11 protein-coding genes are annotated in these 12,430 nt (G+C 59.6%); all 11 read right to left on the bottom strand.

Annotated features, from left to right (window positions below; translation table 11 throughout):
• Window positions 1-13 precede the first annotated feature (13 nt).
• Genes nuoL through PG731_RS05110 form a run of 11 tightly spaced genes read right to left on the bottom strand, consistent with a single transcriptional unit; the run spans window position 14 to window position 12,419 of the window.
• Complete coding sequence (gene nuoL, locus PG731_RS05160; RefSeq protein ID WP_270772587.1) at window positions 14-1,999, bottom strand: NADH-quinone oxidoreductase subunit L; 1,986 nt, start codon at window positions 1,997-1,999, stop codon at window positions 14-16.
• Between the two features lie 14 nt (window positions 2,000-2,013).
• The gene (nuoK, locus tag PG731_RS05155) at window positions 2,014-2,313 is read right to left on the bottom strand and encodes an NADH-quinone oxidoreductase subunit NuoK (protein WP_006680808.1); all 300 of its coding nucleotides are present in this window, start codon (window positions 2,311-2,313) and stop codon (window positions 2,014-2,016) included.
• Window positions 2,310-3,287 (bottom strand): NADH-quinone oxidoreductase subunit J, encoded by a 978-nt coding sequence (locus tag PG731_RS05150; RefSeq protein WP_270772586.1) that lies wholly within the window; start codon window positions 3,285-3,287, stop codon window positions 2,310-2,312. Before PG731_RS05150 ends, nuoK begins: the two co-directional genes overlap by 4 nt.
• Entirely contained in the window at window positions 3,284-3,946 is a 663-nt protein-coding gene (gene nuoI / locus PG731_RS05145) for an NADH-quinone oxidoreductase subunit NuoI (protein WP_101628249.1), read from the bottom strand. The genes PG731_RS05150 and nuoI overlap by 4 nt, the downstream gene beginning before the upstream one ends.
• Window positions 3,939-5,249 carry an NADH-quinone oxidoreductase subunit NuoH gene (gene nuoH, locus PG731_RS05140; protein WP_101628250.1) on the bottom strand — a complete coding sequence of 437 codons (1,311 nt, stop codon included), beginning with the start codon at window positions 5,247-5,249 and terminating at the stop codon, window positions 3,939-3,941. Before nuoH ends, nuoI begins: the two co-directional genes overlap by 8 nt.
• Window positions 5,246-7,810, bottom strand: a complete 2,565-nt coding sequence (locus tag PG731_RS05135) for an NADH-quinone oxidoreductase subunit G (RefSeq protein WP_270772585.1) — start codon at window positions 7,808-7,810, stop codon at window positions 5,246-5,248. Before PG731_RS05135 ends, nuoH begins: the two co-directional genes overlap by 4 nt.
• Window positions 7,807-9,108 (bottom strand): NADH-quinone oxidoreductase subunit NuoF, encoded by a 1,302-nt coding sequence (gene nuoF / locus PG731_RS05130; protein ID WP_270772584.1) that lies wholly within the window; start codon window positions 9,106-9,108, stop codon window positions 7,807-7,809. Before nuoF ends, PG731_RS05135 begins: the two co-directional genes overlap by 4 nt.
• The gene (nuoE, locus tag PG731_RS05125) at window positions 9,105-9,806 is read right to left on the bottom strand and encodes an NADH-quinone oxidoreductase subunit NuoE (RefSeq protein ID WP_270772583.1); all 702 of its coding nucleotides are present in this window, start codon (window positions 9,804-9,806) and stop codon (window positions 9,105-9,107) included. Before nuoE ends, nuoF begins: the two co-directional genes overlap by 4 nt.
• Window positions 9,803-11,152, bottom strand: a complete 1,350-nt coding sequence (locus PG731_RS05120; protein WP_006680801.1) for an NADH-quinone oxidoreductase subunit D — start codon at window positions 11,150-11,152, stop codon at window positions 9,803-9,805. Before PG731_RS05120 ends, nuoE begins: the two co-directional genes overlap by 4 nt.
• Window positions 11,152-11,868, bottom strand: a complete 717-nt coding sequence (locus PG731_RS05115; RefSeq protein WP_101628255.1) for an NADH-quinone oxidoreductase subunit C — start codon at window positions 11,866-11,868, stop codon at window positions 11,152-11,154. Before PG731_RS05115 ends, PG731_RS05120 begins: the two co-directional genes overlap by 1 nt.
• Window positions 11,865-12,419 (bottom strand): NADH-quinone oxidoreductase subunit B, encoded by a 555-nt coding sequence (locus tag PG731_RS05110; RefSeq protein WP_006680799.1) that lies wholly within the window; start codon window positions 12,417-12,419, stop codon window positions 11,865-11,867. The genes PG731_RS05115 and PG731_RS05110 overlap by 4 nt, the downstream gene beginning before the upstream one ends.
• Between the last annotated feature and the right edge of the window lie 11 nt (window positions 12,420-12,430).

Raw genomic sequence — 12,430 nt, 5'->3', positions numbered from 1 at the left:
TTGTCTAACTCCCTCACAGCCTGAAGCCGAGGACGATCGCGAGGGCAACGACAACGCCCCCAAGGATGTATGACGCGTAGGCACGGACGAAGCCGTTCTGCGTGATCGCGATCAGGCGACCGACACCAGCCGAGCCTTTGGTAACCAGACCAACCGCGCCGTCGATTGCCTTGCGGTCACCACCGGTTGCAAGCTTTGCAAGACCCGCAGCGGGAGCGACGAACAGAGTGGCATTCACGTCATCCTGGTAGAGGTCACGACGTGCAGCCTCGGTCAGAGCATTACCGGCAGGAACGCCAGTCGGAACCTCACCGGCACCGTACATGCGCCATGCCAGGAAGGCACCGGCAATCACGAGGACGAGGGTCAGGATCTGAATGGCCATCACCGGCATGACCGGTTCGCCATGGTGAACGCCTCCGATTGCGGGAGACAACCAGTTGGTGAAGAAGTCACCAATCGACATGAGGCCACCGATGAAGATCGCGCCAATGGCAAGGATGATCATCGGGACGGTCATGAGAGCGTTGGACTCGTGCGGGTGAACCGGCGAACCTTCCGCTTCAGTCGTCCAACGTGCCTTGCCGTGGAAGGTCATGAAGAACAGACGCGACATGTAGAACGCGGTGATACCGGCACCGATCAGGGCAACCAGGCCGTAGACCCAGCCGATCCACGGTGCTTCGATCGAACCGAAGGTGTGCGCCCCGAAGGCTGCTTCAATGATCTTGTCCTTCGACCAGAAGCCGGAGAACGGCGGAACACCGAGGATTGCCAGCCAGCCCATCATGAACGTGACCCACGTAATCTTCATGACGGTACGCAGAGCACCGAAGCGACGCATATTCACTTGGTCAGCCATGCCGTGCATGACTGAGCCGGCTCCGAGGAACATAAGTGCCTTGAAGAAGCCGTGGGTGAACAGGTGGAAGATTGCGAATGCCCAGCCGATCGGACCGAGGCCCGCACCCAGCATCATGTAGCCGATCTGCGACATGGTCGAGGCCGCGAGGACTTTCTTCATGTCATCCTTTGCGGAACCGACGATCGCGCCGAAGAGTAGCGTGATTGCACCGATAATGGCGACTGCAGTTGCTGCCGCGGGAGCTGCAACGTAGACGGCACCGGAACGAACGACCAAGTAGACGCCAGCGGTGACCATGGTTGCCGCGTGAATAAGAGCGGAAACCGGGGTCGGGCCTGCCATTGCGTCACCAAGCCATGCCTGCAACGGGAACTGCGCGGATTTACCACAGGCAGCAACCAGTAGGAAGATGCCGATGGCGGTTGCTTGAGCAACTGGGATCGAAGCGACACCCTCGGTCACATCCTCGAAGCGGACGGACGAGAAGTTTGCGACCATGACCATCATTGCGGCGAGCATGCCCATGTCACCGACACGGTTCATGACGAACGCCTTCTTTGCAGCGCGAGCATTCGCCGGAACGTGGTTCCAGAAACCGATCAGCAGGTACGAGGCCAAGCCCACGCCTTCCCAGCCGACGAAGAGGACGGCGTAGGAGTCAGCCAGAACCAGGGTCAGCATTGCTGCGATGAACAGGTTCAGGTAGGCGAAGAAACGGCGACGATCCTTGTCATGTTCCATGTAGGCGATTGCGTACACGTGAATGAGGGAACCAACGAAGGTCACCAGCATCACGAAGGTCAGCGACAGCGGATCAACCAGCAGGCCGAAGTCCACGCTGAAATCCCCAGCGGGGATCCAGGTGAACAGTGTGTGTGCCATGCGGTGTGCTCCCTCATCAGCGCCCAGGACCTGGGCGACGATGACGGCACCGACGATAAAGGATACCCACGAGGCGCAGGTGGCCAGCAGATGACCCCAGCGGTCGGAAGAACGACCCAGCAACAGCAAGATCGCTGCGCTTGCCAGCGGAATTGCAATCATCAGCCATGCCAGTGATGCTGCGCCGGTGGCAGGAACGATTACCTCAGCAAGGCCGTCGTTCATCGCGTGAAGAGCGAAGGATGTTGTCATTCTGTTTTCCTCCCTCAGTTCTTCAGCAAGTTGATATCGTCAACGCTCGTTGTCGACCGTGACTTGAAGATGGACACGATGATCGCCAGACCGACCACGACTTCGGCAGCTGCGACGATCATGACGAAGAACGCCATAATTTCACCGTTCACATCGCCGAAGATTCGTGCGAAGGTGACGAACACCAGGTTCGCGGAGTTCAGCATGAGCTCAACGCCCATCAGGGAAATGATGGCGGAGCGACGAACTAGAACGGTAACAGCGCCGATTGAGAAGAGCACTCCCGCAAGCAGGAGGTACCAAGCCAGACTCACTTCTCCTCCTCTTCCTTGTTTTGTGCGGGTGCTTCGGCGTCGGCCACGTCGGCGGGACCGACTGGCTGATCAAGGCCGGTGGGCGCTGCCGGGCCAGGCATACCCCACGAGCCCGAACGCTCGACGGTCTGCGATGCAAACTGTGCGAACGGCGAGTCGATGGTATCGCCGGTACGGGCGAGCATAAGCGACTGCGCGACGTCGTGATCGACCTGATCGATGGAACGCTCCAAGCCACGAACACGAATCACGCGCGGGACGGATTCTTCGATCGGGCCGAGGGTTTCACCGGAGATGGCCGGGACGTCAGCAGCGTTGGTGTGTGCGTAGACGCCAGGTGCTGGAAGCTGACCGATGCGTCGGCCGGATTCGGCGAATGCGCGCATCTTGGCCTTTGCGGTTTCTTCCTGCGAGATCTTCGGACCGAGATTGTCAGAATGCGTGAGTAGCATTGCGCCGATTGCGGCGGTGATGAGCAGTGCGCCCGCGACCTCCATCGTCAGCCAGTGCTGCGAGAAGAGCGTTGTTGCGAGGGATTCGATCGGTTCATTCGAGTACGGGTCAGCGGGGACGAGGCCCTTTGCGTCAGCCGTGAACTTCGTGTGGCCGAGGGTGGCAGCGATGATCACTGCAAGGCCAAGACCCGCGATGACTGCTGCGATAATCGAACCGCGTGACTGCGTTGCGTAGTCATCGGTGGCACCGAGGCCGATCATCATGATGACGAACAGGAAGAGCATCATGATTGCGCCGGTATAGACGACGATCTGAACAACACCGAGGAACGGTACCTGTTGCGTCAAGTAGAGAACTGCAAGACCCAGCATGACGCCGACCATCGAGATAGCGGCGTATGCGGCCTTTTTAAAGAACAGGACACCCAGTGCGCACACCACCATGACGATTGCGGTGCATGCGAACAGCACGGCTTCGCCAGTGGATGCCATCTCGGGCCATGTAGCCAGTAGATTCATCGGATTTCCTCCTTTGCCACCACGCGTGCGTTGGCAAGGCTCGGATCCTCAGGACGGTGTTCCTTCACCCAATCAATCTGGGACTGGGTGGCACCACTGACCGCACCGCGGTAGTAATCGCCATCGTTCAGACCCTCGACCATCGGGTGAGGCGGAGCGAGCATTCCATCGGAAAGAGGAACAAGCAGATCCTGCTTTTCGTAAATATCGTCTGCGCGAGTGTAGGTGGCGAGCTCGAAGTCGTTGCTCATCGTCAGAGCACGAGTCGGGCAAGCTTCGATGCACATACCGCAGAAGATGCAACGCAAGTAGTTGATCTGGTAGACGTTGCCGAAACGCTCGCCGGGGCTGTACTGCGCCTCGGGAGTGTTCGAGGCTGCTTCAACGAGGATGGCGTCAGCGGGGCATGCCCACGCGCAAAGTTCGCAGCCAATGCACTTTTCCAAACCGTCTGCGTAACGGTTCAGCTGGTGACGACCGTGGAAACGAGGCATGACGCGCGCGGGTTCGCGCGGGTACTGCTCGGTGACGGTCGGACGGAAGAAAGACGAGATGGTGACGCCATAGCCGGCGATCGGAGCAAAGAATTCGCCGATCGGCCCCTTCGGGTCATGCTCGAAGCGCATTTCCTCGTTCTTCGAATCGTTCTTCTTACTCATCGGTGTCCTCCTTCGAGGCAGTCGTCACGACCGGTGCTCGGCCGGCGCGCGGGGACTCAACCGGACTCTGACCGGGAAGTGGCGGGACCGGGAAACCGTCAGCGAAGCCGGTGTATTCCATATCGGCAGGCTTGAGGGCCGGTTCAGGCTCGCCCTTATCCGTGATCCACATAATCAGCATGATGATTGCGAAGAGGATGACGATTGATACGCCAAGGACTGGCAGGGAAACCTCAACCCATTCGGTGATGCCACGAACGACGGCGACGGCAACCAGCCAGACCAGAGCGATCGGCATCAGCCACTTCCAGCCGAAGCTCATGAACTGGTCGTAACGGAAGCGGAGCAGCGTTGCACGGGTCCAGATGAGGAGGAACATGAAGAACCACATCTTGAGGAAGAACCAGAGCATACCGAACCAGCCGTCGTTGATGACCGGTACGTGCGACAGTGGCCACGGCGCGTGCCAACCACCGAAGAACATCGTGGTGGCAACCGCGGAAACGTTGAGCATGTTCACGTATTCGGACAGGTAGTACCAGCCGAACTTCATGGACGAGTATTCGGTCATGTGACCGGCGACGAGTTCGCCTTCAGCTTCGGGGAGGTCGAAGGGCAGACGGTTGACTTCACCGGTAGCCGAGATGCAGTAGACAACGAACGCTGGGATCAGCGCGAATGCCCACCAGACCTGGCCTTGGGAAGCAACGATCTGCGAGGTCGACATCGTGCCCGACATGAGGAACACGGAAACAAGCGCCATACCCATGGCGAGTTCGTATGAAATCACCTGGGCGGACGAACGAACTGCACCGTAGAGCGGAAGCGTCGAACGGGTTGACCAACCGCCGAGGACAACGCCGTACAGGCCAAGCGAGGTGATTGCCAGGATGTAGAGCGTTGCGACCGGCATATCGGCCAGCTGAAGCGGGCTGGAGTGGCCGAACAGGTTGACGTTCGGCCCCATCGGAATCACGGCAAAGACGCTGAACGCACTGAATGCTGCGATGGCCGGAGCGATGAAGTACAAGAACTTATCGGCTCCGCGGGTCCACATGTCTTCCTTGAACAGAAGCTTGCCTGCATCGGCGATTGCCTGGAGCAAACCGAGCGGGCCGGCCACGTTCGGGCCCGGACGGGTCTGCATGCGACCAAGGCCACGACGCTCAACCCAGAGGGCAAGAAGAACGTTCAGGATCAAGTAAACGATGATGAAGACGGCCTTGATGAGCGTCAGCCACCATGTTTCCTGCGAGAAATCTGCTGCGGTGTAATGAGGCACCGCACTGAGCAAGGGATTCATCGAGCCACCTCCTCAGTGGCGCTGAGAGCCACGAGGCAACCGGCGTCACCCAGCGACTGATGGACTGAAGAACCCTGCGAGCATTCGGGAACCCACACGACGTTGTCGGGAAGGTCCGCGATCTGCGCGGGCAGTGTGATGGAACCACGTTCGGTGGAAAGCGTCAAGGCTTCACCGGCATTCACGCCGGCACCTGTCAGCGTTGCCTGCGAAGCGAATGCGATCACGCGACGAGCAGAACCCGCGAGCCACGGCGCACCATCCTGCAGACGGCCAGCATCAAGCATCGGCTTGTGCGTTGCGAGAACTGCCTGACCAGCACCGACTGCCTGAGGAGCCTGCGGAGCAACCGGCATGAACTCGGCGCGAGCGCCGTCCCAGGTGCTGATGGCGTTGACCTCGTCGTAGAGGTCGGTCAGCGTCAGAATGCCAAGATCCTCGCCAAATTCCTCGGCCAGTTTGACCAGAACATCGCGGTCGGTCAGCGAACGAGCGGAAACAGCCTGACCGTAGGGACGCAGGCGACCTTCCCAGTTGATCGACGTGCCATTCTTTTCCAACTGTGGAGCAACCGGAAGAACAACGTCGGCCAGCTCGGTGATCTCAGAGGAACGAACCTCGAGGCTCACGAGGAACGGAACTGTTTCAAAAGCGCGAAGTGCAAGAGCCGGATCAGCGAAGTCACGGTAGTCAACGCCACCGACGACCAGTGCCTGAACCGAACCGTCGAGGGCACCTGCAAGTTGAGCGTCAGCATCCAAGCCCGCGGCCTTCGGATAGGACTTCCAGCCAAGTGAAGCCTGCGCGGCCTCGTCGCCCAGCTGACGACCGAAGGGCAACACGCCCGGTAGCAGGCCGGCTTCGACTGCGGCGCGATCACCGTTACGGCGAGGCACCCACTGCAGACGAGCACCCGCACGCTCAGCCAATTCGACAACCGCGGAGAGCAGGCCCGGGGTGCGAGCTGCGCGCTCACCCACCAAGATGATGCCACCGTTCAGTGCGACTGCGAGCTCTGCGTTCTGTTCGCCCTCAGCAATCGAAGCAACAACCTCAGGCTCGGTGCCAGGAGCGGCACGCAACAGAGTCGCGTTCATCTTCGCACTGCCGTTCGTGGTGAACGGAGCAACCGTCGCAACCTTCACGCCACCCTTACGAACACCCTTGCGCAGGCGCAGGAAGATCGCGCCCGCTTCATCTTCGGGTTCGAGGCCGACCAGCAGGACTTGCCCCGCATTTTCAAGGTCGGTGTAGGTGACGCCAAGACCCGTGCCAGCAACCTTCGAAGCCAAGAACGAGGTCTCTTCAGCGGATATCGTGCGAACGCGAGCGTCGATCGAATCGGAGCCGATGACGGTGCGAGCGAACTTGCTCCATGCCCAGGCATCTTCGAAACTCAGGCGACCGCCGGGCAGGAAGCCCGTCTGATCCGCAGCTTCGAGACCCTTACGGACACGGTCAAGAGCATCCGACCACGAGGTCGGAACCAGTGTGCCGTCTTCGCGAACCAGCGGGGTAGCCAGACGATCCTGCTTGTCCCACTCGAAAGCGAAGCGATCCTTGTCGGTGATCCACTCTTCGTTGACCTCCGGATCGTTGCCGGCCATACGACGGACAACCTCACCGCGACGGATATCGACGCGGAGCGCAGAACCGGAAGCATCATGCTCGGCGACCGACGCGGTCGACACGAGGTCAAACGGGCGGGCGCGGAAGCGGTACGAGGAAGCAGTCAGTGCACCAACCGGGCAAATCTGAATGATGTTGCCCGAGAAGTAGGACGCGAACTGGCGACCGGTCTGATCAAGATCAGCTTCGGTCAGGTCACCGGAGTTTGCCGAACCAATGATGCCTGCATCACCGTAGGGACCGGAGATTCCGGCGTTACCCAGGTCCTTTGGCTTCGGGTTGTGGAAGTCCAGAGCAGTCGTGTCGAACGCGCCGATCTGTTCTGCCATGAAGTAGTGGTCGTCGGTCGGAGCCGTACCACCACCGCGGCCCTGCAAGTCGATGAACACATCGCCGGAGATTTCCTTACCGAAGCGCACGCAACGCTGGCAGAGAATGCAACGATCGCGGTCGAGCAGGATCTGGCTGGTCAGACGCAACGGCTTGCGGTAGGTGCGTTTCGCATCGGCGAAACGGGACTTTCCACGGCCATCGGTCATTGCCTGGTTCTGCAGGGGACATTCGCCACCCTTATCGCAGATCGGGCAGTCCAGCGGGTGGTTGATCAGCAGGAACTCCATCACGCCATGCTGTGCCTTCTTGGCAACCTCGGATGTGAACTGAGTCTTGACGACCATTCCGGGAGTGACGGTCTGTGCACATGACGGCTGAGGCTTCGGCATGAAACGAAGCTCGCCAGTGTTGCGATCGGGCATACCGACCTCGACCAAACACTGACGGCACGCAGCAACCGGTGCCAGAAGCGGATGGTCGCAGAAGCGCGGAATACGAATTCCGGCCTGTTCTGCTGCACGAATAACAAGCGTGCCCTGCGGGACGGCGACAGTGACATCATCAATGACGACATCAACCATGTTGGGAGCGTCGCTCATCGGACACCTCCTCTGGCGTAGATGGCGGATGCCTCGTAGGGGAAGAGCTCATTGGCCGGAGTAGTCAGACCGGCTTCGAACTCTTCGCGGAATCGCTGAATACCCGACGTGACCGGTGTTGCGGCGGCATCGCCGAGGGCGCAGAAGCTACGGCCGGCAATGTTGTGCGCGATCTCGTCGAGCAGGTCAACGTCTCCGGGAAGACCCTGGCCCTTTTCAAGGCGGTACATGATCTGCTTGAGCCAGTACGTACCTTCACGGCAGGGCGTGCACTTACCGCAGGATTCGTGCTGGTAGAACTCGATCCAGCGAGTGACCACGCGAACCACCGACACGGTCTCGTCAAAAACCTGCAGGGCGCGGGTACCGAGCATCGAACCCGCAGCGCCGACCGACTCGTAGTCGAGCGGGGTATCAAGTTCAGCTTCGGTGAAGATCGGCGTGGAGGAGCCACCGGGAGTCCAGAACTTCAGCTGGTGACCATCACGGATACCGCCGGCCATCTCGATCAGTTCACGCATCGTGATACCGAACGGAGCCTCGAACTGACCCGGATTGTTCACGTGGCCGGAAACGGAGAAGATGCCGTGGCCCTTCGACTTTTCCGTGCCCATCGATGCGTACCATTCCGGCGAATTGCGGAAGACACCAACGACCTGGGAAATCGACTCAACGTTGTTCACAACGGTCGGGCGGGCGTACAGACCTGCGACTGCCGGGAACGGTGGCTTCAAACGCGGGTGGCCACGACGACCCTCGAGCGAATCGAGGAGCGCTGTTTCCTCACCGCAGATGTAGGCACCAGCACCCGCGTGAGCGGTGATCTTCAGATCGCCGAGCAGACCGGCATCGGTTGCCTCTTTAATTGCGTTCAGCAGACGACGGTATACGTGGACGACCTCGCCACGCAGGTAAACGAACGCATGCTTGCAGTTGATGGCGCGACTGGTAATCGCGATGCCTTCAACCAGAACATGCGGGTTCGCCATGATGGTCGGGATGTCCTTGCACGTACCCGGCTCGGACTCGTCAGCGTTGACAACGAGGTAGCGAGGCTTGCCGTCATCTGGTGGAAGGAAAGACCACTTGAGGCCCGTCGGGAAGCCTGCGCCACCACGACCGCGAAGACCGGAGTCCTTCACGATCTGGACGATGTCGCCCGCTTCAAGAGTGTTGGCCTTCTTCAGACCCTCGTAGCCACCGCGCTTCAGGTACGAAGCGAGAGTCCACGACTGGTCTTCACCCCAACCGTTCGTAATGATCGGTGTGAGGGGCCCAGGAGCTGCAAATGCTGTCATGCCTGTTCGCCTCCCTGCTCACTTTCGGTGCCAGCAACAGCAACCGGCTCGGTCCAGCCATTTTCCGCGGCGAGCTTGCGACCCAGAAGGGACGGCTCACCGGCGGACGGGCCTTCGTTTTCATGGCCATCAAGGAAACCTGCGAGTGTGTGCTCAACTTCCTTAAAGGTCGGGACAACCGCAGCGCCACGCGTCGGGTGGACGGGACGACCAGCTTCGAGGTCATCGACCAGAGCAAGCGCCGATTCGGGCGTCTGATTGTCGAAGAACTCCCAGTTGACCATGACGACCGGCGCATAATCGCAGGCCGCGTTGCATTCGATGCGCTCAAGGGTGATGCGACCAGATTCGTTGGTTTCGTCGCTTCCCACACCAACGTGCTCGGAAACGGCATCCCAAATCGCGTCGCCACCCATAACTGCGCAGAGCGCGTTCGTGCACACACCAACCAAGTAGTCACCGTTGGGGTGACGCTTGTACTGCGTGTAGAACGTTGCAACGGCACTGACCTCTGGACGCGACAAGCCCAGAATGTCGGCGACCAGGGCGATACCGTCGGGGCTGACGTAGCCGTCTTCGGACTGCACCAGGTGCAGCATCGGAAGAAGAGCCGAACGTGCGTGCCCTGTCGGGTAACGGCCAATAATTTCTGCGGATTCAGCCCTCAGGCGGGCTTCAACTTCCTGCGTGTAGCTCATCGGTCAACGCCTCCCAGCACCGGGTCGATGGCAGCAAGTGCAACGACGACGTCGGCCAGCTGGCCACCTTCGGTCATCATTGCCATGGCTTGAAGGTTTGCGAACGAGGGGTCACGGAAGTGGGCGCGGAACGGGCGGGTGCCACCGTCAGAAACGAGGTGAACACCGATGATGCCCTTTGCGTGCTCAACCTGCTGGTACACCTGACCAGCGGGGACCTTGAAACCTTCGGTCACAAGCTTGAAGTGGTGGATCAGGGATTCCATCGAGGAGCCCATGATCTCGGAGATGTGCTGCAACGAGTTGCCCTGACCGTCGGTTGCCACCGACAGCTGTGCGGGCCACGCAATCGCCGGATCCGCGACCATCACGGGAGCACCTTCGCACTTCTCAAGACGATCGAGGACCTGGTAGATGATGCGCAGAGACTCGTAGCACTCGTCGAAACGAACCATGACACGGTTGTAGACGTCTGACTTGTCGCGCGTCGGAATGTCGAACTCGAACTGTTCGTAACCACAGTAGGGCTGGGACTTACGAAGGTCGAGTGGCAAGCCAGCGGCGCGGACGCCCGGGCCGGTCGTGCCAAGAGCCATCAGAGCGGACAGTGGCATGACGGCCACGTCGCACAGACGCTTCTTGAAGATCGGGTTCTGCTTCGTCAGGTCTTCGAGCTCGCCGATATCGCGACGAGCCTTCGGAAGAAGCTCACGGATGTAGTCAACGGTGCCTTCGCCAATGTCCTGTGCGACACCACCGGGGCGGATGTACGCATTGTTCATACGCAGGCCGGTGATGCGTTCAAAGATGCGGAGGATCTCTTCACGACCGCGGAATGCGATCGTCATGATCGTCGTTGCACCCATTTCGTTACCGGTCGAACCGATAGCGACGAGGTGCGAGGCGATGCGGCAGAGCTCCATCATCATGATGCGAATCAGGTTCGCGCGCTCCGGAATGTCATCCGTGATGCCCAGGAGCTTTTCAACGCCGAGGCAGTAGACGGCTTCCTGGAAGATCGGGGCAACGTAGTCCATACGGGTACAGAGCGTCACGCCCTGCGTCCACGTACGGTATTCCATCGTCTTCTCAATGCCGGTATGAAGGTAACCGGTGTCAACGCGGGTTTCGCGAACGGTTTCGCCGTCGAGTTCGAGAATCAGACGCAAAACACCATGGGTTGCCGGGTGAACCGGGCCAAGGTTAACGACGATGCGCTCGGAGGAAATCTTTTCGATTTCGTTCAGAACGTCCTTCCAGTCACCACCCTGGGTCATGACCTCGGGAACTTCATCCATATTCAGCGGAGCTGAAGAAGCCGCCGCGTGGAAGTGTGGTGTGCTCATCAGTTGTATGACCTCCGCGTGTCTGCAGGCGGAACTGTTGCGCCCTTGTATTCAACGGGGACGCCACCAAGCGGGTAATCCTTGCGCTGGGGGTGTCCTACCCAGTCGTCAGGCAGTGCGGTACGAGTCAGCGACGGGTGACCGTCGAAGATGATGCCGATGAGGTCCCACGTTTCACGTTCTTGCCAGTCGTTTGCCGGGTAGACGGAAACGATGGAGGGAATGTGCGGGTCACCATCGGGGCACGTGACCTCAAGACGAATGTTGCGGTTGTAGGTGATCGACATCAGTGGGTAGATCGCGTGGAGTTCGCGACCTTCGTCTGACGGGTAGTGAACACCGTTCGTGCCAAGGCAGAGCTCGAAACGAAGATCTGCATCATCACGCAGGTACTTTGCAACACGAGCAATATGATCGCGGACGATGAAGATCGTCAGTTCACCGCGGTCGACAACAACCTTTTCGATGACCTCTTCAACCTTCAGACCGTCGGCTTCGATCAGTTCTTCAAGAATGTCGACTGCGTTGTCGAACCAGCCACCGTAGGGGCGCGGCGTTTCGCCGGGAAGGAAAGATTCCTTCACCAGGCCGGAAAAGCCGGTCGTATCGGGGAACATGCCTTCGCGACGCGTCATCAGTTCGGGTGCACCGAACGCACGCTGCGGGGCTTTGGCTACGACTTGGGAGTCGTCCGGGGTGACGATTTCGTCACTCATGCGAGGAGTCCCTTCATCTGGTGGGTGGGCGTTGCAGCGAGAGCTGCCTGTTCAGCCTTGCGGGCAATTTCCTGACGGTGAACGCCGAGTGGTTCCTTACCAATCTGCTCACGCAAGGTCAGAACCGCGTGAATCAGGGCCTCGGGACGGGGCGGGCAACCAGGCAGGTAGACGTCAACGGGAACGATGTGATCGCATCCCTGAACGACGGCGTAGTTGTTGAACATGCCGCCCGATGATGCGCATGCACCCATCGAAATAACCCATTTGGGTTCCGGCATAGAGTCGTAGACACGACGAATAACGGGAGCCATCTTGTGGCTGACACGACCTGAAACGATCATCATGTCCGAGTGACGCGGCGATGCGCGGAAAACTTCCAGACCGAAGCGGGACATATCGAATCGAGGTGTGCCGGCTGCCATCATTTCAATAGCACAACATGCCAGACCCATGGTGACCGGCCATTGGCTGTACTTGCGTGCAAGGCCGAGAACCTTCTCGATGCTTGTCAGCGCAACGCCAGCGGGCAGGCTTTCTTCAAGACCCATTTATCTGCTCC

The organism is Pauljensenia sp. OF14-1SRA, from assembly GCF_027694595.1.
GTDB lineage: Bacteria > Actinomycetota > Actinomycetes > Actinomycetales > Actinomycetaceae > Pauljensenia > Pauljensenia turicensis_B.
The sequence above is the reverse complement of the archived record's forward strand: the minus strand, read 5'-3'. Positions and strand labels throughout refer to the sequence as shown.

Excerpts from the sequence above, each read along its gene's own strand:
- nuoH (WP_101628250.1), bottom strand. The coding sequence starts at position 5,249 with ATGAATCCCTTGCTCAGTGCGGTGCCTCATTACACCGCAGCAGATTTC.
- PG731_RS05150 (WP_270772586.1), bottom strand. The coding sequence starts at position 3,287 with ATGAATCTACTGGCTACATGGCCCGAGATGGCATCCACTGGCGAAGCC.
- nuoF (WP_270772584.1), bottom strand. The coding sequence starts at position 9,108 with ATGACAGCATTTGCAGCTCCTGGGCCCCTCACACCGATCATTACGAAC.
- PG731_RS05120 (WP_006680801.1), bottom strand. The coding sequence starts at position 11,152 with ATGAGCACACCACACTTCCACGCGGCGGCTTCTTCAGCTCCGCTGAAT.
- nuoI (WP_101628249.1), bottom strand. The coding sequence starts at position 3,946 with ATGAGTAAGAAGAACGATTCGAAGAACGAGGAAATGCGCTTCGAGCAT.
- nuoL (WP_270772587.1), bottom strand. The coding sequence starts at position 1,999 with ATGACAACATCCTTCGCTCTTCACGCGATGAACGACGGCCTTGCTGAG.
- PG731_RS05110 (WP_006680799.1), bottom strand. The coding sequence starts at position 12,419 with ATGGGTCTTGAAGAAAGCCTGCCCGCTGGCGTTGCGCTGACAAGCATC.
- PG731_RS05135 (WP_270772585.1), bottom strand. The coding sequence starts at position 7,810 with ATGAGCGACGCTCCCAACATGGTTGATGTCGTCATTGATGATGTCACT.
- PG731_RS05115 (WP_101628255.1), bottom strand. The coding sequence starts at position 11,868 with ATGAGTGACGAAATCGTCACCCCGGACGACTCCCAAGTCGTAGCCAAA.
- nuoE (WP_270772583.1), bottom strand. The coding sequence starts at position 9,806 with ATGAGCTACACGCAGGAAGTTGAAGCCCGCCTGAGGGCTGAATCCGCA.